Genomic DNA, 23,942 nt, shown 5'->3' with positions numbered 1-23,942 from the left:
AGAGGCAGCTCCTTAGGTTATTGACCTAAGGGGCTGCCTCTTATTCATGAGAGAACTTACCCGTACACGAAATTATACGATGTCTCTATCCATCGCCTCGCAAATCAACATGGCGAACAGGCTGTTGGACCAAGCGAACCATTCTCGCGAGAATACGGAAGGATCGTCCGGATGGAAGCCCTCGTGCATAAAGCCCGTATCAGCATCCGTATTCACGAGCATATCGATCAGCTCTTTTATTTCTTCATTATTATCAGCAGTCAACGCTTGCATCGACAAAGCCATATGCCATACATGCCCGGCAGGCGTATGAGGGCTGCCTATGCCTTTGGCAAATTTGCCTTCAAAGTAAAACGGATTTTCATGGCTCAGCGCAAACCTGCGTGTGTTCTGATAAATGGGATCGTCCACAGGCGCATAGCCGAAATAAGGAATAGACAGCAGTCCAGGTGTACCCGCGTCATCCATAAGACAGTAGTTTCCATACCCATCCGTTTCATAAGCATAAATTTTGCCGAATACCGGATGATTGACGATGCCGTACGCTCTGATGCCGAAGTCGATCTCCTGCCGCAGCTTCTCTGCTCTTGCAGCCAATTCTTTGTCGCCATACACTTGATCCGCAATATCCCGAATATAGCCCAAAATAACGACGGCAAACATGTTGGAAGGAATGTTGTATCCGAACAGGCAAGCATCATCGCTTGGACGGAAGCCCGACCAAGACATGCCTGTATAGTTGACCGGAAGTCCTAACCCGTCATTTTGCAGCGTTTCGGTTTCTTTAAAGCCTGGACGCACGAAGCGGTAAGGGGACTTCTCTTCATGCCGCTGCTCCGTTTTGATAACATTGACAATCGAGTTTAAGGCTTGATAGCAGGCATCGTCGAAAATATCGCTTTTGCCCGTTTCCTGCCAGTACATATAGGCGAGCTGAGTAGGGAAGCACAAGGAATCCAGCTCATATTTGCGCTCCCACATCCAAGCTGTCATATCGGATTGATCGCCGGCATTATAATGTTTGCCGCTTGCCGTCTCATTAAATGCGTTCGTATAGGGATCTATATTAATGTAGAACATTTGACGGCGAATTACGCCGCTAATAATACGCTGCAGTTCAGCATCCTCCTTGGCATAAGGGATGTAATGACGAACCTGCTCCGTAGAATCCCGCAGCCACATCGCCGGAATATCTCCTGTAATGACAAAGGTTGTGCCATCGTCCATCAGCTTGATCGTTGTCTCCAGCGTATTTGGAAAACAATTTTTGAACAGCTTTTGCAGCTTGGGACGATGCGCAAGGCGCTGGTCCGCCTCAGCCAATACGTTAATAATAGAATCTGGTAATTTCATAAGGTTAGCCTCCTGATTAGTTCAATTGTAATGAGTAGGTTATAATTTTTGCTTTTCCAATGGTTTGGCGTACAGGGCTGTTCTGAATGCTCGCGGCCTCTTGGCGGCGTTCCAAAATATCGCTTTGATAAATATGATCTACGCCAAAATTAGCTTCAAACGCCAGCTCATGCGGCTCGCCCGCGAGGTTGTACCAACGAATAATGACATCGCCGCTTTGCTGCGATACTTTAAAGGCGGACAAAGCGAACCCTTTGCCTTCCCACTTCAGTGGCTCATAGGTTGCCGGGAGCGAGCCTTGTTGATTTCCGGTTTGCAGGTGGAACCAAGGCGCTTGGAATTGGTAAGCTTCCACAAATGCCTCCGAAGAAATAGCATCGCCGGCATGCGGGAATAGGGAGAACTCTACGGTATGCTCGCCAAGGCACTGCGCCTCTGGTGTCGGGAATACTCCCCAATCTCCCAGCTCAGAAACAGAACGGAGAAGCGTAATCGCTATGGTATTAGATCCATCACGAAGCACTTCGTATTCGTTAAGACCTTTATTAGCGACACTTAAGCCGTGTTCGCCGTCGGACACACTAACAAATGCATGTTGATGCTGGGCATTGCTTGGATTTATCCACTCCTCCGCTGGCGTCGTATCACGGGAAGCGACCTCGAAGATCGAGTCAGCCAAATGCTTGTCCGACTTCAGCCCAGTAGGGAACAATACGCGAAGGCGATGATCCTTGGCCTGATTATTGAAGGATGCCTCCAGCTGCAGCCCTCTGCCGGACTGCTCTAGGCTAACGCGAGTGACGATGCGCATCGGCACCATATGCTCGACTCGTTGGGCCTGCCGATCGCGGAAACGTACCATTTTTCGTTTTTCAGTGGTGAAAGTATCATCAGCTCTGGCTGGAATTGCCCATTCATGGACAATCTCGTACGTGACCCGATAAGCTTCATTCTCAACAAGGGTTATCGTTGCCGGAATACCCTTGGTTGTAAGAGGCTGTTCTCCCTCAGGCTGACGGAATACATATTCATTGCCAATGTCGCCGCAATCCTCGTAAATGCCAAGTCCTTGAAATGTCTTCCCGGTTACTTTATCCGTTAAATTATATGAGCCGTCTGCTTCAAAGCTTACAGCAATATATTGATTTTCCATGCCGCTTGGGCTGGCGATTAGTGATCTGTTAGGCGCTAAAGCCGGGGCTGCAGCGGATTTATGCCAAGCATATGTTTTGAAGCCAAGTGCCGGAACTCGGCTTGCTTCAAACGTTAACTTTATTTTGCGAGCCATATAAGGCTGGCGGAATTTATCCTTCGGCAGCTCATAACCGAAATGAACGCCTAAATCCTCCACTTTGGCAGCAATCGCACAACCCTCGTCATCCAGCAGAGCCCCATTCTCCAAATGAAGCGGGAGCTTCTCAAGCCGTTCAGCAATGGCAGCAGGGTTAGGCCCTTCCTTGAAATAAGCTTTGGCAACGATGAGTTCCGCGCTTACTGTGCCGCTGCGCTCCCAACCCGTCATGTTAAAAATAGTAACCGGCACGCTGGATTCTCCCCATGCTTTAACCCCGCTTGTATCGATCTGTCCCGCAATTGCACTCAGGCTCTCCGCTATAATGGATTCGGCCGTATGGCGGCTCTTATCGAATCGCGTCACCATTTCTTGATGCACTTCGTCTACGCTGCAGCCGCAAATACTGTCATGAGGATGATTTTGCATAAGCGTCTTCCAAGCATAGGTTAATAGCTGATGCGGATAGCTTTGGCCGCCGACAAGATGTGCAAGTGCAGCTAAAGGCTCAGCGCCTTTCTCCAGTAAGGTTTGTCCCCGCTGATTGAGCTGCTTCAAATAAACCCGAGTGGAAGCCGTATTGACGAGCGTGCTCCATCCGTCTGTGTGCTGGCTGCGAAGCTCCCCCTCAACTGTCGTCAAATGGGAAGTCAGCTGTCCCTTTAATGCTTCGATATATTGCTCAAAGCTGGAATGAACAAAGTTGACGTCCGGGAAAAGCTCGCTTGCCGTGCGAATGCCCTCGGATAAGTTGGTTTGAACAGGTTGATGATCACAGCCGTTCATGAATAGAAGCTCTGGCGTAGAAGCGTATTTACTGGCATCGCCAAGCCGTTTGATCCAATAGGCTTTCGCTTCTTCTGGATCTGTCGGCACTTCCATCCCGTTGTTGTACCAGTTGGCAAATAGCAGTCCCAGCACGGACGAACCGTCCGGAGAGGTCCAGTGCATTTCTGAATATGGAGATTCATAGCTGGAGCCGGTCGTTTCGCCGACCATATTATCGAAGCCGGTCGGCTTAACGCCCCGTCCAAACACAGCGGTATCAATATCTGCTTGCTTCAGCATTTGTGGAGCCTGCCCCATATTGCCGAAGGAATCGGGGAAATATCCAAGCTTTGAAATAACGCCATAATAAGCAGCGTCTTGATGCCCAATTAACAAGTTGCGGACATTCGCCTCGGAGCTTGTCAGAAATTCATCCTGCAGCACATACCATGGGCCGATAATAATTCGGCCTTCTCGAATGTATTTCTCGAGCACTTCTCTTTTCTCAGGATGAATCTGCAGATAGTCTTCAATAATGATCGTCTGTCCGTCCAGATGAAAGCTGCGGAAGCTGTCATCCTCTTCCAAGATGCGAAGCAAATCGTTCATTAGCTCTGCAAGCAGCGTATGGTGGTATTCGTAAGGCATGTACCATTCGCGGTCCCAGTGCGTGTGCGAAATAAGATGGGCGGTTTTGTTTGTCACGGTCAAAAGCCTCCTGAATTGGATTGGAATTGTATGCGTGTTCATAAGGGTTAATTGATAACGGCTGTTCAGAAGCAGGCATTCGTAAGAAAGGTTCACACATTTATCCGCAAAGCACAATATGTATCACTTGCACCCCATTTTCGGACAGCATATCTAACACATTAAGAGCGTTCTGATGAGCAAAAATAGGACAACTGTCATTGCGAAAAGCCTGTAAAACCCTATGGTTACGGCGTTTTCGAATGACAATGCAGATCATACATATTTACCGTTGATGGTGAAAATGACTACAATTTGGAATGTAAGCGCTAGTCAATTACAATGCCGGTTGCCGGTAGAGTGAAGCTGCGAATAACAACATAGAGAGAGGAGGATTCGAGAGAGATGGAAGGAAACGAATTGCAAGCTGTTCCATTAAACAAGAAGACAAGCGGAAACAAGTCGCTCGCAAAAAAGATGCTGCAAAACTGGGAGCTCTACTTATTTATGACTCCTGTCATGCTGTACTTTCTTATCTTCCATTATGGTCCGATGTACGGTATCCAGATTGCTTTCAAGAACTTCATTCCGACAAAAGGCATTATGGGAAGTCCGTGGGTAGGCTTCGAGCATTTTGAGAGATTTTTTAACTCCTATTATTTTTGGGACTTATTGTGGAATACGTTCAGCATTAGCTTATATGAACTGGCCATCGGTTTTCCGCTGCCCATTATTCTAGCGTTAGCATTTAACGAAATTAAGAACGGCTACTTTAAGAAAACTGTGCAAACGGTTACTTATGCACCGCATTTTATTTCTGTCGTTGTTATGGCCGGGATGATTATCACTTTCTTGTCGCCGTCATCGGGAATGCTTGTGAGGCTAATCGAGCTGGTTGGCTTGGAGCCGGCTGCTTATCTTACGGATCCAAAATGGTTTAAGACGGTGTACGTCTTATCAGGCGTGTGGCAAAGCGCAGGGTGGGGGACAATTATTTATCTTGCAGCATTGTCTGGCGTAGACCCTCAGCTTCATGAGGCAGCTATCGTCGATGGCGCAAGCCGTTTCAAACGAGTGCTGCACATCAACTTGCCGACGATTGTACCGACCATCACTATTTTATTGATTTTGAACATGGGCAATATTTTGGGCGTTGGCTTCGAGAAAATTTTGCTGCTGCAAAATCCATTAAATATGGGGTCATCGGATGTCATTTCTACATTTGTTTACCGAACCGGGCTAGTAGATGCACAGTATAGCTTCTCTACAGCCGTGGGCTTGTTCAATTCAGTCGTGAATGCGCTTTTGCTTATCATGGTCAACAAAATTGCGAAACGCACAAGCGAAACCAGTCTTTGGTAGGAAGGAGGAGCAGAAACGTATGGTTACAGCAGTAAAAGAATCAAAAGGCGATAAGCTGTTTCTCATTTTGAACTATATTTATTTGCTACTAGCGTTAATCGTTGTGTTGTACCCGGTGCTCTATATGGTCAGCGCTTCGATAAGTGATCCGAAATACGTCAATTCAGGCGAAATGTGGCTGTTTCCGAAGGGGATTACGTGGGAAGGGTACAAGCTGGTATTCGATAACGCGAAGGTTTGGAACGGATATCTCAATACGATCATTTACACGGTCGTGGGTACGCTGCTCAATCTAGTCGTTACCCTGCCTGCTGCCTATGCGCTGAGCAGAACCGATTTCATCGGGCGCAAGCTGTTCATGGGCATCATTCTAGTTACGATGTTCTTCAGCGGTGGCCTTGTGCCAAGCTACTTGTTAATTAAAAACCTAGGCCTCATTAACAGCATGGGTGCGCTTATTTTGCCAGTCGCTGCTTCAGTATGGAATATCATCGTGGCGAGAACCTTTTTCCAGTCTACGATTCCGAAGGAGCTGCAAGAGGCTGCACATATGGATGGCTGTACGAACTTGAAGCTATTTGTCCGTATTATTTTACCGCTATCCTCACCGATTATTGCGGTTATGGCTCTCTTCTATGGAGTAGGTCATTGGAATAGTTATTTCTCTGCATTGATTTATTTGAATGACGAGGCGAAATATCCGCTTCAAATGATTTTGCGTCAAATTCTTGTGCTGCAGGAAATGACAGCAGAGACTACAGGTGCCGCGGTTAGCGGTGAAGTAGCAATGGCGATGAATTCCAAGGCAGATGCGGCTTCTTTGGTCAAATATGCAGTCATTATTGTATCGACGCTTCCGATCATTGCCGTTTATCCGTTTTTGCAGCGTTACTTCGTACAAGGCGTCATGATTGGCTCTGTAAAGGGTTAGTTGCCTTGTTCGGAGCTTTTCCGAAGGACTTTGTGAGATAATGGACGAAGGAAATCATTCCTTCGCTTATTATATAGCATCATTTAAATAGTATAGAAGAAAAAAAGGGAGGATTTAAAAATGTACAAATCAAGTAAAGCAGCGTCCTTGCTGCTTGCAGGTGTGATGACGGTTACATTGCTTGCAGGCTGCGGCTCGAACGGCGACAAGGAAAAAGGAAATACGACTGGAGCGGGAGCAGGAGCAGCTGCAAACGTGAATAAGGAAGGTTTTCCAATCGTTAATGAGAAGCTTACCTTGACGCTAATGGCGCCGGACATCGGTATTCAGAACTGGAATGACATGCCGGTAATGGACGAAATGGAGAAATTGACGGGCATTAAATTTGAGTATTTGAATGCGCCTAGAGACAGCTTTGATACGAAAAAAAATCTAGTTTTTGCAAGCGGCGATTATCCTAATGTATTGTTTGGCGCTAAGCTAACTCAGGCTGAGGAGCTTAATTATGGTGGACAAGGCATTCTTATTCCACTAGAAGACCTTATTGACGAATATGCACCGAATGTGAAGAAGCTGCTTGAGGCTTACCCGGATATTCGTAAATCCATCACAGCACCGGACGGGCATATCTACTCATTGCCAAGATTTGATTTAAACCAGCCATGGTACCGCAATCCGCTTTGGTATAACGGCGACTTTCTGAAAGCGCTTGATATTAAGAAAATTCCTGAAACAACGGAGGAATTGTACACTTATTTGAAGCGGGTCAAAGAAGAGGATCCGAACGGCAATGGCCAAAAAGATGAAATTCCACTCGCTTCCTCCTCGAAGATGAGAGATTTGCGGACGTGGATTCTAGGAGCGTTTGGCGCATATGAGGAAGAAATTTATGTAGATGACAAGGATGTTGTTCACTATACGCCTATGGAAGAGCCTTACAAGGCGTACCTGGAATACATGAATCGTCTTTGGAGTGAGGAACTGCTCGATCATGAGTCCTTCTCTCAAACGGATGATCAGAAGAAAGCAAAAGCTAAAAACAATCAAGTCGGATTGTTCTCGGAGTGGCATGCATACTTTACACTCGGCGGCGAGCCAGACACAGAAGACGTGCTGTTCAGCCCTGTGAAGAGCGATATGGTAGCAGCTCCTGCAATTGCAAAAAATAGAGGTTATTCAACAGGCGCCTTCGCCATTACGAGCAGCAACAAAGCGCCGGAAGCATCGATGCGTTGGGTCGATTATTTGTACTCCTATGATGGAGCAATGCTGTTTGACAAAGGACCTGAAGGTACGCTCTGGAAATACACAGACAAAGCTTCAATGACGAAGGAATGGCTGCCTGTTCCAGGCGGCGGCGATCGTGAGGAATACCGCTCAACACTTACGCCTAACTATGGTATTGCTGCGCCTATGGTGATTAGTGATGACCTTACAAAGGGCTTGAAAACAGAGTTCGATGAGTGGGTAACCAAGGAAAATAAGGAAAAGCTGTTGGATCGCGGTGCAAGAGTTCCATTTCCAGCTTTGTTCTTAACTGCAGAAGAGTCGGCTGAGGTTACAAAGCTTCGCTCTGACCTAAGCACGTATGTTATGCAAATGGAAGCTAAGTTTATTACAGGTCAAGATTCGATTAGCGGTTGGGATAAATACGTTGGTACGATCAAGAAAATGGGTGGAGAACGGATGGCGGAGATTTATCAGACGGCATACGACCGCTGGAAAACGAGCTAACATCCAAGTAAATAAGCCAGCTCTTGCACCGGGAACGGTGCTTAAGAGTTGGCTTTGATTATGAGCATGATGACAATGATGGGATTTACTCCACATGGTGGACTTCGGGAGCATTAAGCTTACGGTATTGCCCAGGGGTAAGGCCTGTTTCTTTCTTAAATTTACGAATAAAGTTCGGTGTATCCAAGTATCCGACTTGCTCAATAATGTCTTTAAGTGGAGCATCGGTGCTCAGCAGCAGGCGCATGACCTCATCCATACGGCAGCGCGAAATATATTGTGAAAAGTTGAGGCCAGTTTTTTCTTTAAAGCTGCGGCTCAAATAGGAAGTGGAGATCGCGTATTTCAAGGCGATATGCTCCAGGCTGAGCGTGTAATCCGCATATTGCTGATCCACGTACGCTACGATATCGTCCATTAAAGAATGCTGCTCGGTCTCGGTATTTCGTTCCACCTGGTCGCAAATTTGTTCGGCAAGCCTGTTCAGCTTTTGTTCGGTTTCTTCGAGTGTATCGAAGGTTGCCAAGGCAGAAATATGCTGAATAACGCTGTGCATGCCCATTTCAGAGGCTGCCCGCAGTAAGGCATTCAGCAGGTCATAGCAAAAGCAGCGCAGTAAGGATACCGATAATGACTCGTTTTTCATATCAAGGATGATGCTGCTAATCATTTGTCTGGCTACGATTGCGTTTCCTTGCTTTAAGCTTTGCTCTAGCTTGAGCAGCGATTTTTTGGAGATCCAGAAGGTCTCTGTATCAGGCGAGCTGAGCTCTGCCAAGTGTTCAAAGTAAGTGACATGGCCATTACCGCCTGCCAATCGGAATTCCAGCGCGGTAGCCGCTTCGATAAAGGATTGATTAAGCTCTGCCAGATTCTCGTATGGCGTACCAACTCCTAGCGATGGCAGCAGCTGCGAGTTTTCCATAATCATGAGCTTTATGGACTCAACGATTTGTTCAATCTGCTCCTGCAATGGTACGGACTCTGATGGTACAAGGCTAACCATGAACGCAAATTGCTCTGCTGGGGAGAACTCGATCCCATAAACTCGCGAATGGAGATCCGGCAGCTCCAATTCATGGAGCATTTCCTGCATCTGCTGGCGTTCCTGACGGGAATTTTCGCCCGTATTGGAAGCATTCCAAGCCAAAATAACAGAGAAATAATACCCTTGCCCCTGCGGAAGCTCAAGTCCTGCATCCAAGACTAGCTGCTCGATCTCTGGGTCGTCAGGCTTGCCATGCTTGAGTAGAAGCAGCAAGCATTGATTGCGGACATAAGGCACCTGTATATCTATTCGAGCATTATAATCATGAATGGTCTGCTTGATCCAATCCCATTCGTTGCTGATTTTTGCTGAATCTAATGCAGTGCTTTTGCTCTTTTGTTTGGCGAACTCCATTAAATCTTTAATGGGATGGTATTGACGCTTGGCCAATAACATAGCTGCGGCAATGCCCGTCAGTACGACGATACTGAATACAAGCAGAATTAGAGTCTGAATGTGAACGACACGGCTGAAAAATTGATGGCTCGGCATTGCGGCGACGTAAGTCCATCCATTCTCTTGCGATAGCACAGCAACAACAGACTGCTTCTCGCCGTTCAGTGTCAGGCTGTGAATGCCTGGCTGCAAAGCAGAGAGGATAGCTAAGTCACCCTGCGGCATGCTTGCTCCATGATTATTGGCCGTCAGCATTTTGCCGTCCTGATCAAAGATATAGCTGCTGCCGGAAAAGTTGTTGAGGATGGAATCCATGACTCCGGTCAGCTTGGACTCTTCCATCAAATAGACAACGGTTCCATAAGGAAAAGGATCATTTGGCATAATCGGAACGAGCAGAGTAAGCATAGATTCCTTGCGATAGTTAACGTTGACCTGCTCAGCAGGACGCATAATCGGACCTTTGGCTTCATTTAGGTCATGAAGTAAACCCTCTTTACTCACTTGATTAAACTGATAGGTTTGGCTGAATAAAACATCTACATTGGTAAGGCCGCGAGATGAGTAAATAGTAGAATCATCATGGAAATATAGGAATAAATCTTCCAAAATGCTGCTGTTGGCTTTGTAGGTAGAAAGTTGACGAATAGCTTCCCAGCCGAAATAGGGATCACGAACCATATAAGGCGTTAATTGCTCGTCGTAGGCTATTTTGCTGGCGATTTCCTGAAGCTCTCTCATCCGGTCATCAATCGTCATTTTCACTTGATTCAATTGATTCACATTGGACTGTTCTATCTCTGAGCGAAGACCAGTGACTGCGTTTTCATAAACGAATATGGTAACTCCGGTCAAAGGGATTAGGAAGATAAGTATGTACGACAAGGCGTATTTCAGAAGTAAGCTTGATTTCAAATGATTCCAATTTATTTTGGCTCGTGACAACGAAGTTGACTTATTTGTGAGCTTTGACACGACTGTGTTCGCCTCCAGTACGTAATTGTAATCCATGTTCAATCATGATGCTTAGTCTTCCATTATGCAATAAATAGCGGATCATGGAAAGTAAAGATCCATAAACAATAGAGAAATGATAGGAGCGAGAACCATGAAAGCAGTACTATTTTATGACCCTACTTTTCCGTTAGAAGGCTGTGCGCCAGATACAGAGGCACTTCAAAAGCTGAATAGTCTGTTTAAAGTAACCGATGCGGAAGGATTGTCAGCAGCTCTTAAAGAAGACGGGGTAGACTGCCTCGTTCATTTGCACGGATCGTATTTTCCGAAAGCATCATGGCCGGAAATACTCGCTTTTGTAAAGCGGGGCGGGGGATTGATTCATGCAGGCGGAGCCCCTTTTAAACAGCCGGTGAGCCGGGATGGCGAGCAGTGGGACGTCGAGCAGGAGATGACAGCGTACCATCAGGAACTATTTATTCATGAGGCACTTGCTGTCGATCATACGCGGTCAACTGCATTGTGCCACAATCAGGAGCTGCCTTTGCTGCAGGGCAAGGAGCATTTGTTCACGATTGAACCTACGTTTGGCCTTATTTTGCATGTGACGCATGAGCGGGATCAGCTGAATCAGGCTACGGGCTCGCAGGGACCGATGAATGCACACATTCGCCCGCTTCTGAAGGGAATGTCTGCAGGCGGCCGGGAGGTATCGGCTCCTGTCGTTCTGATCGAGCATAACAAGGGCGATTTTGCAGGCGGACGCTGGTTGTTTGTGAATCAACAGCTGACTGACCGTTTCTGGTCGGGCGCAGGTGCGGATGCTCTTGCAGAATGGGCGGCATTTTGTGCGAGGGGTGTGACTGAGCTTTGGATTAAGCCGAGCTACGCGGTTTATTATGAAGCAGAGAGACCGCATCTGACGCTTCAAGCACAGCAGATTAAAGCGGCATACGGCTATAAGCAAAGCGGCAAGCAAGAGAACTGGTCGATGGCTATTTCTATTTATAAGCAAGGAGAGGCTAAGGCGGTATGGGAGCATCGGTTGAGCGTGAGCGTTGGAAGCGAAATCGAGTATATGAGTTTTAGTGTACCGTTCTCTATTGAGCCTGGTTTGTATGAGATCGTATGTGAAGCCGAAGCTGAAAGCGGAGAAAAAAGAGTACTGCGGCAGGGCTTCTGGGGGTATGACCGCGATTTGCTGGAGAGAGGTACGCCGCTTGCAGTTGGTCGGGATTATTTTGAGAAAAATGGCGAGCCCTTCCCTATTGTAGGAATGACGTATATGACCTCGGATGTTGGCCGGAAATTCGTGTCTATGCCAAATGCTGCGATCTGGGATCAAGATATGGCGACGATGAAGGAAGCGGGCATCAACCTGATTCGTACCGGTTTATGGACGGCGTGGCGGCATCTTATGTTCGAGGATGGACATGCATCGGAAGAGCTGCTCAGAGCTGTAGATGCTTTTATTTTGACAGCGGCTAAACATGAGATTGAAATGACCTTCAGCTTTTTCGCCTTTGCTCCCGAAGCTTGGGAAGGCAAAAACCCGTATCTCGATCCGAGAAGCGTACAAGCACAAAAACGGTTTATTGCAGCGATCGTATCCAGGCATAAACACACTTCTAATGTACAGTGGGATTTGATCAATGAGCCTTCATTATTTGATCATATGCGCATTTTCTCAGGGCCTCGCTCCATGCATGATCCTTTTGAAAAAGCAGCCTATGTGAATTGGCTAAAGCAGCGGCACGCATCGATTGGCAAGCTGCAGGCGCGGTGGAATATGACGAGCACAGAGCTGCCGGACTTTGAAGCGGTCACCTTGCCGGAGCAAACGGACATCGCGTTTGATATTCAAGACGTGAAGAAGCTGAAGAAAAATACGCGCTGGCTGGACTATACACGGTTTTCGATGGATATGCATAACCGCTGGGCCTTGGAGCTTACGGCAACGATTCATGCCATTTCCCCGCGTCAGCTCGTGACCGTTGGCCAAGACGAGGCGCTTGGCATGGGGCCGCGTCCTTCTCCGCTAATTTATGCGGAAAGCGTAGATTACACAACCGTACACACTTGGTGGCTGAATGACAGGCTGCTATGGGACAGTGTATATGGCAAAGATCCTAGCAAGCCGACCTTGATTCAAGAAACGGGCATTATGTATGTGGAAATGCCGGATAACCGGGCGAAGCGTTCAGAGGAAGAGCTGAGGAACATCTTGGAGCGCAAATATGCATATGCTTTTGCCGCAGGCGGCGCAGGTGCGGTGCAGTGGCTGTGGAATACAAACTATTTCATGGACAACGTTTGCGAGTCGAATATCGGTGCACTGCGGGCTGACGGGACACAAAAGCCGGAAGCGGATGTATCCTATGATTTTGGCAAATTTATTGGGCGGATTTCGAGCATGTTTGAGGAACGCCAGCTAGAGGAGATTGTGGTAGTGTTTCCTTACTCCAATGATTTCTCCAGCCGCCGTTTTGCTTGCGAAGCGACAGGAAACTTAACTCGTGTGCTGGGCTACGAAATGAAGCTTCCGCATCGCGGCATTGGAGAGTTTCACTTGGAAACCTTGCAGCGCGACAAGCCGAAGCTCATTATCGTTCCGAGCGCACACAATTTCAGTGATGCTGCACTGACGGAGCTGCTTGGGCATGTTGAAGCGCATGGAGGCACACTGCTCTTCACAGGTCCAATTGGGCTGGACGAATATTGGAAGCCAACCTCACGGGCGGAATCGATTGTGGGACCGTATCGTTTAAGCAATATATCGCGGGAAGAAATGCTGCAAATTGGCGAGCGTACCTTCAAAGCTTCTTTCGCAGGCAAGAAGATTGGCGAGCTGAACAAAGAAATTGCTTTGGACAGCAGCGGAAGCTATTCGGATGGCATTTCAACCGTTCGTACCATAGCCCACGGATTAGGCAAAGTCATGTGGTGCCCGCTGCCGTTGGAGCTTAACGAGCGTACGGATACACTCATTGCACTTTATGAGGCTGCGCTGCATGAGGCTGAGGATTTGAAGCCAGGCATCGTATGGGAAGCAGGCGGAGACCACCCGGGGATCTTTGGCAGCAAGCTGCAATTTAAGCAAGGAAGCCTGTATACTTTTATCTCGGAAGCGGGTACGGATTGTCCTGTTACTGTGCGTGATGCAAAAATCAACAAGAGCTACAGCTTCGTGCTGGAGAGTGAACGCTCGGTTCTATTTGCGACGGATTTGGAAGGCAATGTGCTGGCGTCCTATCGCGATATTATCGTTGAGTGATGTAGCAAGATTATTAGCTTAGACAACTGCAAAGTTTATCGAGAGGCTGCTTCAAAGGTAGGTAAATCTACTTTTGGAACAGCCTCTGTTTCATTTTAGGTGGTTGTTTTCAAAAAAACAGCTTCACTAATTTTAACTGTGCTCAGTTAAACAAACATAAGCCTAGTTTCTAGCTCTATTTTTGATTCATGGCAGTTTTTGAAGAAAATAAGCCTATATTTTAGCTCTTTTTTCGCTGAAACGGCTCCAAATCATGCTGATTTGCGGGTGATGCGGACGTTTAAGACTAATTTCTAGTCCTAATTTTTATTAAGTGGCTTGTTTGATGAAAATAAGCCTAAATTTTAGTTCTATTTTGGCTGAAACGGCTCAAAATCATGCTGATTTGCGGGTGATGGGGAAGTATAAGACTAATTTCTAGTTCTATTTTTAATCAATAGGGGCGTTTGATGAAAATAAGACTATATTTTAGTTCTATTTTTGCTGAAATGGCTCTATAACATGCTGATTGCTGTTGATGAGGAAGTATAAGACTACTTTCTAGCTCTATTTTTGAATAATGGGCTTGTTTGTTGAAAATAAGCATATGTTTTAGCTCTATTTTCGCTGAAACGGCTCTAAAATATGCTGATTTGCTGGTGATGGGAAAATAAGACTACTTTCTAGCTCTATCTTTGATCAATGGGGTTGTTTGATGGAAATAGGACTATATTTTAGCTCTATTTTGGCTGAAACAGCTCTAAATCATGCTGATTTGCTGGTGATGGGATAGCATAAGACTACTTTCTAGCTCTATCTTTGATCAATGGGGCTATTTGATGAAAATAGGACTATAATTTAGCTCTATTTTCGCTAAAACGGCTCTAAATCATGATGATTGCTGATGATGTGGAAGTTTAAGCCTACTTTCTAGCTCTATATTTGAATAATGGGGTCGTTTGATGGAACTAAGCCTATATTTTATCTCTATTTTGGCTGAATTGGCTCCAAATCATGCTGATTTGCTGATAATGAGGAAGTATAAGTCTACTTTCTAGCTCTATTTTTGATTAATGGCAGCGTTTGATGAAAATAAGCCTATATTTTAGATCTATTTTAGTTGTGAGGAGCAGAGGCGGATGAGGGCATGTCCCATGGCTTCTTACCTTTTTGAATAGCACCATCTTTTTGTGCATCGGTTCCTTTCCGTCTAAGAAGTTGCTTATTATGCACGTTTGCTACTTATGGTTTCGGCATAAATCGCTGCTAACGCAAATAAAATGGTAGATGGTGGGTGACAAGCTGAGGCGAGGCGGGGATCTAATGAACAGAAGAGGGATCATTGAAGGTTTGGCTATTGTTTTATTGCTGCTTGTAATCGTCTATATCGGAGTAGCGGCGATTCCGGATAAGCAGCTGGAACAGCTGTGGACTAGTGAGCAAGGAGAGATTATTGAGATAGCGATCGCAATTGGCATGATCGGGTTTGGGGCCCTGCTAATCCTGATTATTGTATTCGATCTGCCAGCTGGCAACAGCCGCATAAGCAATCGCAGCCATGGAGTGGTTGAAGCCGCTGGAGCGGAGACGGAGTCAAGGCCAGGGGTTGCCGTAACGCCTGCATGGGAGCCGCCACCCGTCCCTCTAAAAACACCTTCAATCGAGCAGATCGTTGGAGCCGCAAACGCTGCCGCTGAGTTAATATCGAATAGCCGTAATGCTGTCATCACGATGAAGGTCATTACCGGTCATGCACAGCATATTGGCGAGCGTGAGGAGCAGCAGGATGCTTATGGCTTCTCGTCACTCGATGATGAAGAAGCTATTGAGCGTCACGGTGTGCTTGCTGTGCTTGCGGATGGCATGGGCGGCTACGCTATGGGGAAGGAGGCGGGGCAGCTTGCCGTGCAAACGCTGCTGAATGAATATATAGCCAAATCAGCAGAGGAGTCTATCCCGCGGGCATTGGAGCAGTCACTGCATCTTGCCAATCAAGCTGTATATGAGATGGCGCTAAGTCATGAACTGGAATGGAGTGTCGGAACGACGCTTATTGCGACCGTCATCCATCAAGGAGAGCTGTACTGGATATCTGCCGGCGACAGCCGTATTTATTTGTTTCGAGGCGGAGTGCTCCTGCCGCTAACGAGGGATCATATTTATGCGAATCGGTTACGGGAGTATGTTTTGGCGGGCAATCTAACACAGGAGGAAGCCGAGACGCACCCGGAGCGCCATTTGTTAACAAGTTATTTAGGTATCCCTCGCATAACAGAAATCGATGCCAATCAAGAGCCGCTGCACCTTTTGATGGGCGATCTAGTTATATTGTGCAGTGACGGGCTCTATGACGACTTATCAGATAAGCTGCTGGAGGAGGCGTCGTGCTTATATCCTCCGCTTGCCGCAGCGTTTATTTTGCAGCATGTGCTTGCAGAACAAAGGCCTTACCAGGATAACGCAACGATAGCCATATTAGCTTGTGTGTAGGCTTATGGTTAGAAACGCCCAGATAGTGGGTAGTATAAGGTAGGTGATATGAAGAAGGAGGCCTTTATAATGGATAATGAACATGATGTGCGGCATGCTAAAAGCTTAGCAACGGAAAAGGATATCGATCCTGATTTTGGTTTGTTTACGGAGGATGCGAGTGGCGCAGCTGTGCCTCATGCATCGGAGCTGTTGGAGAAGCAGCATCCCGATACACATGTGCTTGAATCTCATATTCCTGCTTCGCTGGATAATCGTGCGGGGCTGGACGACGAGGTCGATACGCCAGAGGAAATTTCTGAGGAGCTGGCTTCGGTGCCCGATGCGGATGTTATGGCGAAGGACAGTCCGATCGATCCTGCGTCTCCCGGTGAGGAATTCCACGGCATTGACCTATTGAACGGTGTCGGCAATCACCCTGAGGATGAGACGGAAGAGCTCTAACTACTGATCCGAATAGATTAGCTGGAGAATAAGGCTTCCATAATAGACGTCTATGTTGTATTCCATACAATATTGACGTCTATTTGTCGATTTATTACATGCGATAAGTAGCTTCGCCAAGCGAATAACAAACATAACTGTTGTGCGATGATGATGATGCTTATGTTACAATAGAGGAACAAATGTTCTTTATGGGAGCGGTAGAAGGAAAATATGCTGATAAACGATACGGTCACGATATCGGTGAGAAACTTAGTCGAATACGTATTTCTGAGCGGCAGCATCGACGTAAGGCTAAATGCCATCGATACGATGCATGAGGGCACTAAAGCGCATCAGAGAGTACAGCTAACCTATGGTGAGCAGGATCAGAAGGAAGTCTATGTCAAAGCGGATATCCAGTTGGATGATCTGCTGTTTGTCGTGGACGGACGCTGTGATGGACTGCTTGGGACAGATCCGATATTGACCGTAGATGAAATCAAATCGACTGGCGGAGACTTGGATCGTATAGCGGAGGACGGTTATCCTGTCCACTGGGCGCAGGCGCTATTTTATGCCTATATGTATGCTAAGGAGCATGAACAGTCCGCAATGCGTGTACAGCTTACCTATGTGCAGACAAAGACAGAGGAAGAGCGGCGGTTCATGCGGGAAGTCAGCTTCGTAGAGCTGGAGCAATATGTTTATGAGATTACTGCGCGATATGCTCCCTATGTGCAGCAGCTCCGCAAGCATGAGCAGCTAAGGAATGAGAGCATTAAGGGGCTTGCTTTTCCGTTTGAGACGTACCGAGCAGGGCAGCGCAAGCTTGCCGGAGCGGTCTATAAATCAATTGAGGAAGGCGTTCGTTTGTTTGCGAAAGCGCCGACGGGTATAGGGAAAACCATATCGACGACCTATCCAACGATTAAAGCGTTAGGAGCAGGCATGCTGCAGCGTTTTTACTATTTGACAGCAAGGACGACAACAAGAGCGGCTGCCGAGGACGCCCTTATATTTATGCGCGAGAAAGGGCTGCATCTGCACGCTGTGACGATTACAGCTAAGGATAAAATATGCTTCCAAGAGGAAGTCCGCTGCGAGAAAGAGCATTGCCCTTACGCGGAAGGCTACTATGATCGGATTAATGGCGCCGTGCTTGATATATTGGAGCAGGAAACGATTATGACGAGGCCTGTTATCGAAGCCTATGCCCATAAGCATAAGGTTTGCCCATTCGAATTTTCGCTGGATTTGGCGTATGCATCGGATGCGGTTGTCTGTGATTATAATTATATTTTTGACCCGCGCATTTCATTTAAGCGTCAGTATGCGGAGATGAAGAAACGGACAGCGCTGCTGGTGGATGAAGCGCATAACCTTGTGGATCGAGCGCGGGAGATGTTCTCTGCGGAGCTGACGAAAGCTCCGTTTCTTGCGCTGCAGCGTGAACTGAAGGGCGTACATAACGAGGGGTATCGCACCGCTAAGGCAATCAATGATTATTTCATCGCGCTGCGCAAAAGCAGCGATGGGGCGCCGCATTTGATTCAGCGGCAGCTGCCGGAGGAGCTGGTCGCATTAGTGGATGCATTCGCGTCGGCTGCGGAACAGGCGATAGCTATAGGTGTTAGCGGAGACAGCACGCTGCTGGATACTTATTTTGCAGCGCAAAATTTTGTGCGGACAGCTAAGTTATTTGATGAGCGTTATGTCGTCTATATCGAGCTTTCGAAGAGCGATGTTCGGCTTAAGCTGTTTTGCCTTGATCCCTCTCAATTGCTGCAGCAGGTGGGCAAGGGTTATCGCTCGCATATCTATTTCTCTGCAACGCTCTCTCCCGTCTCGTATTATATGGACATGCTGGGAGCGGGAGAAAATGATTATACGATCGCAGTGCCGTCTCCTTTTGCGAAGGAACAGCTTGATGTAGTCATTAATCCGCTTTCTACAAGGTACCATGACCGCGATCAATCTAAGCTGCCGATAGCGAAGCTGATTATGGAGCTGATGAGTGAGCGGCCGGGCAACTATTTTGTATTTTTCCCATCCTACGCTTACATGAATGCCGTTTATGAGACGTATATGGAGCTGAAGGAATGGTCTGTTCCAACAGGAGCGGCCTCGGATGCAGAGGTACTGCTGCAAACGCCCGATATGGCAGAGGAAGAGCGGGATCGTTTTTTAGGTACATTTCAGGCTGGGAGCGGGAGGTCCTTGATCGGTTTTGCGGTGATGGGCGGCGTGTTCTCGGAAGGCGTTGACCTCGTCGGAGACAGATTGGTCGGCGTTATCGTTGTTGGGGTAGGTTTACCGCAGCTTGGTGTAGAACGCAATATGCTGAAGGATTATTTTAACGAGCAGGGCAAGAATGGGTACGATTATGCTTACGTATTTCCGGGAATGAACAAGGTGCTGCAAGCTGGAGGAAGGCTCATCCGCTCGGAAACCGATCGCGGCACACTCGTGCTCATCGACGATCGGTATTTGCAGACCCAGTATCAACGGCTTCTGCCTGAAGAGTGGAAGGGATAATCAATTGACGGAATCGGATTCCGTTTTGACTATTCGATTGAGAAGTGACGGCAATGATTCAAATCGTTTCTCTATATATACTGCAGCTGATAAGGTGACCAGCAAGCCAAGCAGCGCTCCGCACACGGATAAAGGAATGACCCACAATTGCGTTGGCTGCGTGAAAAAAGGAATAAGAGCAACGGCCAAAATGGGAGGAGCGTTCAATTTTAGTCGATTGATGCAAAAAATAACGATGAGTAGTGTGAGAAGCAGCGATAGTACCCCAGGATTCCAATGATTAAGTATGGAGCCGATACATGAGGAAAAGACAGCGCCAAGTGCGATTTTGCGAAGTTGTGATTTCTCGAACGGGCGTGAAATGAAAAGTAAGCTGAAAGCGCCCAAGGTAGGGAAGAACAAGGAATGCATATACGGAATATGTAACGAGACCCAGTAAATCAAGATGATATATAAGCAGATTGCATAAGTTCTAATACGCATGCCGTGAGCTCGCCTTCTTTCCAGGTGGATTGCAACGGTTAACTTTACGCAGCATGTTACATTTTACCCTCACAGTTCTTGTACCGTCAATCGTATATATTTGTCAATTCGGATGACAGCGTACACTATGTTGTAGTAAGACATTAAAATAAGCCCAGCCATAATATCGGCTGAGCTTACTGATAAGGAGAATACCATGCAGCTGCATAAAGGACAGACGTTGTTCAACCAAGGGGAAAGCGGGTCGTTGTTTCACTTAAGGAGCGGTTTGTTGAAAATTGTTCGCGTTCATGAAGATGGCCATCCGTTTCTAGTCAATATCATTGTACCGAACGAGATCATACCTCATCATTCGTTAATTAGTCCTTTGCCTTATCACGGCACAGCGATAGCGCTTGTTGCTTGCGAGATAGATCTAGTATCGCCGCAGCAATGGTACGACGAGCTGAAGCAGAGTCCGGAGAAAAGCCTTGAAATCGCACTGCTCCTTCAAAGTAAGCTGAGGATGATGCAGCAGCGAATCGATCAATTAACACAAGTGACGCCTGCCGATAAACTGAGAAAGCTGCAGGAATGGTTTGCAGCATATATTGGATCGACTGCGATAACCGATGTGCTGACACAGGATGAGATCGGGCAGCTCATCGGCCTTCGCCGTGAAACGGTCAATCGTCTGCTGCGGGCGCAGCAGAGATAAGAGCAGCTAGCTTATCGTTTCAAGTTCCAGGCTGGCTGAGGGACCAAAAAATTCATAGTGAATGTCCGAATCTGCAACGCCCATTTGCTGTAGAGAACGATTAATTGCCGCCATGAATGGAGTCGGACCGCAGAAATAAAATGCAGCGTCAGTATCCGCAATAATGGATTGCAGCCAAGGCAGATCGATATAACCTTCCTTATGGAAAAGCTGCTCTTTCAGGTCTCTTTCCGTCGGTTTCTCGTAGCAATAGTAGAGAGAGATCTGAGGGTGCTCGCTCGCAAGCAGGCTTACTTGCTGCCTCTGGGCATGGACATCACCGTTCTGAGTGGCATGTATAAAGGTTACCTGACGCTTAGGATCGTGTTTGGTTAGTGTATTTAACATGCTGAGCATCGGCGTGAGCCCAACACCTCCGCTTAGCAATACGACAGGACGCTCATCCGCTCTATTCAGAATAAAGTCTCCCGCAGGAGCGGATAGCCATAAAGTGGCACCCTCAACAATATGCTGGTGCAGGTAGGTCGATACTTCGCCAGCGGAACGGTCTAGATAAGCATCCTCGCGTTTTACAGTGATTCGGTAATAAGGCATTCCAGGTGCATCGGATAAGCTATATTGGCGTATTTGCGTGCGTTCAACGCCGTCCTTTTTGATTTTGACGCTTACGTATTGGCCGGGTTCAAAGCTTGCAATGGATTCGCCATCTTCCGGAACCAAATAGAAAGAAGTGATTACATGGCTCTCCTGCACCTTCCGCGCCACTCGGAAAGCACGAAAGCCCTCCCAGCCGCCCGCCTGCGAATGAGTATTCTCGTACATTTCTTGCTCAATGCTTATAAAAGCATCCGCAATTATGCCATAAGCCTCCGCCCATGCATTTAATATTTCATCCGTAGCAGCTTCTCCAAGCACATCTTTAATCGCCATCAGCAAGTATTTGCCGACAATCGGATAGTGCTCTGGCTTCACTCCTAAGCTGCGATGCTTATGTCCAATTTGCTTCACAACCGGAATAATAGCTGCAAGGTTCTCGATATGCAGCGCTGCTGCATAAACGACATTGGCAAGCGCGGCCTGTTGTCTGCCTTGTTTTTGGTTAGCATGATTGAACAGGTTCAGGAGCTCAGGATGATTGGTGAACAAAAGCTGATAGAAGCGTTTCGTAATCGTCACGCCGTGAACCTCTAATACAGGAACCGTAGATTTAATAATTTGAATACATTGTGCACTTAACATGAATAACCCCTCCAATGTCTGTTTGCATCTAATATGCATAGTATAGACCTTAGAATGCACATAGCCCTGTGATTAGGATCACAGCAATTTGCAACGATTTGTGACATTTAGAGGGTTCTCTACAGATAGTAGTTTATTTTGTTTTTTACCAATCGGTATTGACAGTAATTTCTATGGATGGTAAAGTGACTAATATATTTTAGCGAGAGGAGGGTTACGTTACATGAACACTTACGATTACAATCAATTTGCAGCGAAGAATAACCATCATTTGAACATGAATAACGTAATCCATCCGCGCGTTGTTTCACTTTGATTAAGGGTAAACCCCATCATCAGAGGCGCATGATTACGTCATCGTAATTATGCGCCTTTTCTATGACCTCGCGAGACTTGACTATGTTCTAAGTCGCGTTTTTTTGAGGGGAAGAAGCGTGTCGTTACGACGACACGCTTTTTTTGTGTTCTCGGGAGTAAATCGAAGGTAAACGAAGCTTGGATGGATAGCGGAAGGTGTGGTAGAGAAGCATGTTTAGTGTACTCAAAAAATTAAGTTGGTTTTTTAAATTGCATTGGAAGCGTTATACGGTTGCTATAACACTTCTAGTTCTAACAGGAATTATTGATGTCATCCCGCCTTGGCTTATTGGCTATACGATTGATGGCATACATCAGGATTTACTCGGTCAAGCCGATTTTAATCGCGTTCTTTACGGCTGGATCGCACTAACGGTAGTAGGCTATGTCATTACGTACATATGGCATTACAAGCTGTTTGGCGGAGCATTCGTGCTGGAGAAGCTGCTGCGGTCGAGATTGATGGGACATTTTTTACGAATGACCCCCACCTTTTATGAACGCAATCGGACGGGCGACCTTATGGCACGCTCGACCAATGATTTAGGAGCAGTTGCGCAGACAGCCGGCTTCGGTATTTTGACGCTAATCGATTCGACCTTATTTATGATTACGATTCTAATTGTTATGGCAGGCTTGATAAGCGTGAAGCTTACGCTTGCCGCATTGCTGCCGCTGCCGCTTATGGCGCTTGCGATGAAGCATTATGGTAAAAAAATTCACGAACGTTTCATGGACGCGCAAGACGCATTTGGCGATTTGAACGATCAGGTGCTGGAATCGGTATCTGGTGTTCGCGTCATTAGAGCATTCGTTCAGGAAGAAGCAAGCGAAGCGCGTTTCAGCGCCAAAACAAATGAAGTACTTAACAAAAATATTGCTGTTGCGCGCATCGACGCGTTATTCGAGCCGACGATGAAAATACTCGTTGGAACAAGTTATTTGATCGGGCTTTGTTATGGCGGATATCTTGTATTCCATAATGAAATTACGCTCGGGGAGCTCGTATCCTTCAACGTGTTTCTTGGTATGCTGATCTGGCCGATGTTTGCTATCGGTGAGCTTATTAACATTATGCAGCGCGGTAATGCTTCGCTCGATCGTGTAAGTGAAACACTTGGCTATAAGCCTGATGTTGCTGATGCAGCAACGCAGGTGAAAGTAGATGAACCAACGTCCGTTGAATTCAAAAATGTGACATTCCGTTACCCATCCTCCCAAGTCGATAACTTGGTGGATCTCTCCTTTGCGTTATCGCAGGGGCAGACGCTTGGTATCGTAGGTAGAACAGGCAGCGGCAAGACTACATTGCTGAAGCAGCTGCTTCGCGAATATCCGCTAGGACGCGGCAGTATTCATATATCTGGAGAGCCGCTTGGCAGCTTGAAAATTGATGACATGCTGGGCTGGGTCGGATATGTGCCGCAGCAGCCTATCTTGTTCTCGAAGACGATTCGCGAAAATATTTTCTACGGCCTAAAAGAAGGCACAGACGCCGATTTGCAGCGAGCACTCGAGCGGGCTTCATTCGCCAAAGATATTAAATTTTTGCCGGATGGACTAGAGACGATGGTAGGCGAACGAGGCGTGGCATTGTCCGGCGGACAGAAGCAGCGCGTAAGTATTGCGCGTGCCCTTATCGCCGATCCGGAAATATTGCTAATGGACGATGCTTTGTCAGCTGTTGACGGGAAGACGGAATCCGAGATTATTGAGGGCATCCGTACAGAAAGAGCAGGCAAGACGACATTCATTACGACGCACCGGTTATCCGCAGTACAGCATGCGGACTGGATTATCGTGCTCGACGAAGGACGAATTGTGCAAGAAGGCACGCATGAGCAGTTGCTGGAGATGGGCGGCTGGTATCGCGAGCAGTATGATCGTCAGCAGCTTGAAGCTATTATTGAAACGTAATAAATTGGAGGCGTGAAG

Annotated in this window: 14 protein-coding genes; 9 read left to right on the top strand and 5 right to left on the bottom strand. The window is 47.1% G+C overall.

What is annotated here, in order from left to right:
- Positions 1–72: 72 nt before the first annotated feature.
- Positions 73–1,353, bottom strand: a complete 1,281-nt coding sequence (locus tag MHH56_RS31540; protein ID WP_339205471.1) for a glycoside hydrolase family 125 protein — start codon at positions 1,351–1,353, stop codon at positions 73–75.
- Positions 1,354–1,369: 16 nt separating this feature from the next.
- Positions 1,370–4,117 carry an alpha-mannosidase gene (locus tag MHH56_RS31535; RefSeq protein WP_339205470.1) on the bottom strand — a complete coding sequence of 916 codons (2,748 nt, stop codon included), beginning with the start codon at positions 4,115–4,117 and terminating at the stop codon, positions 1,370–1,372.
- A 387-nt stretch (positions 4,118–4,504) separates the two neighbouring features.
- Here MHH56_RS31535 and MHH56_RS31530 point away from each other — a divergent pair, with 387 nt between their 5' ends.
- The 3 genes from MHH56_RS31530 (at position 4,505) to MHH56_RS31520 (ending at position 8,126) form a co-directional block, all read left to right on the top strand.
- On the top strand, positions 4,505–5,461 hold the full coding sequence (locus tag MHH56_RS31530; RefSeq protein ID WP_076266324.1) for an ABC transporter permease subunit: 957 nt from the start codon (positions 4,505–4,507) through the stop codon (positions 5,459–5,461).
- Between the two features lie 19 nt (positions 5,462–5,480).
- Positions 5,481–6,392, top strand: coding sequence for a carbohydrate ABC transporter permease (locus tag MHH56_RS31525; RefSeq protein WP_076266323.1), 912 nt, complete (start codon positions 5,481–5,483; stop codon positions 6,390–6,392).
- A 120-nt stretch (positions 6,393–6,512) separates the two neighbouring features.
- On the top strand, positions 6,513–8,126 hold the full coding sequence (locus MHH56_RS31520) for an extracellular solute-binding protein (protein ID WP_339205468.1): 1,614 nt from the start codon (positions 6,513–6,515) through the stop codon (positions 8,124–8,126).
- An 85-nt stretch (positions 8,127–8,211) separates the two neighbouring features.
- Here MHH56_RS31520 and MHH56_RS31515 read toward each other — a convergent pair whose 3' ends face one another.
- A complete protein-coding gene (locus tag MHH56_RS31515; RefSeq protein ID WP_339205467.1) occupies positions 8,212–10,545 on the bottom strand; it encodes a helix-turn-helix domain-containing protein in 2,334 nt (777 codons plus the stop codon).
- A gap of 133 nt (positions 10,546–10,678) precedes the next feature.
- On the opposite strand from MHH56_RS31515, the gene MHH56_RS31510 reads away from it, so the two are divergent.
- The 4 genes from MHH56_RS31510 to MHH56_RS31495 all read left to right on the top strand — a co-directional run bounded on the left by MHH56_RS31510 (position 10,679) and on the right by MHH56_RS31495 (position 19,231).
- Positions 10,679–13,801, top strand: coding sequence for a beta-galactosidase (locus MHH56_RS31510; protein WP_339205466.1), 3,123 nt, complete (start codon positions 10,679–10,681; stop codon positions 13,799–13,801).
- A gap of 1,302 nt (positions 13,802–15,103) precedes the next feature.
- A complete protein-coding gene (locus tag MHH56_RS31505) occupies positions 15,104–16,270 on the top strand; it encodes a protein phosphatase 2C domain-containing protein (protein WP_339205465.1) in 1,167 nt (388 codons plus the stop codon).
- Between the two features lie 69 nt (positions 16,271–16,339).
- A complete protein-coding gene (locus tag MHH56_RS31500; RefSeq protein ID WP_339205464.1) occupies positions 16,340–16,714 on the top strand; it encodes a hypothetical protein in 375 nt (124 codons plus the stop codon).
- A 219-nt stretch (positions 16,715–16,933) separates the two neighbouring features.
- A complete protein-coding gene (locus MHH56_RS31495) occupies positions 16,934–19,231 on the top strand; it encodes a helicase C-terminal domain-containing protein (protein WP_339209781.1) in 2,298 nt (765 codons plus the stop codon).
- Here MHH56_RS31495 and MHH56_RS31490 read toward each other — a convergent pair whose 3' ends face one another.
- The gene (locus tag MHH56_RS31490; protein ID WP_339205463.1) at positions 19,232–19,714 is read right to left on the bottom strand and encodes an HPP family protein; all 483 of its coding nucleotides are present in this window, start codon (positions 19,712–19,714) and stop codon (positions 19,232–19,234) included.
- Between the two features lie 196 nt (positions 19,715–19,910).
- Here MHH56_RS31490 and MHH56_RS31485 point away from each other — a divergent pair, with 196 nt between their 5' ends.
- Positions 19,911–20,411: a Crp/Fnr family transcriptional regulator gene (locus MHH56_RS31485; RefSeq protein WP_339205462.1), complete on the top strand. Its 501-nt coding sequence runs from the start codon at positions 19,911–19,913 to the stop codon at positions 20,409–20,411.
- 6 nt (positions 20,412–20,417) lie between these two features.
- Here the strand turns inward: MHH56_RS31485 and hmpA are convergent, their stop codons facing one another.
- Positions 20,418–21,650: an NO-inducible flavohemoprotein gene (gene hmpA / locus MHH56_RS31480; protein WP_339205461.1), complete on the bottom strand. Its 1,233-nt coding sequence runs from the start codon at positions 21,648–21,650 to the stop codon at positions 20,418–20,420.
- 528 nt (positions 21,651–22,178) lie between these two features.
- Between hmpA and MHH56_RS31475 the strand changes: the two genes are divergently transcribed.
- Positions 22,179–23,924 (top strand): ABC transporter transmembrane domain-containing protein, encoded by a 1,746-nt coding sequence (locus MHH56_RS31475; protein ID WP_076266316.1) that lies wholly within the window; start codon positions 22,179–22,181, stop codon positions 23,922–23,924.
- Positions 23,925–23,942: the final 18 nt, after the last annotated feature.

Origin of the sequence: Paenibacillus sp. FSL K6-3182 (assembly GCF_037976325.1) — a bacterium.
Taxonomy (GTDB): Bacteria; Bacillota; Bacilli; order Paenibacillales; family Paenibacillaceae; genus Pristimantibacillus.
Note: the sequence above shows the minus strand (reverse complement) of the source record. Positions and strands in the feature narration are given on the sequence as shown.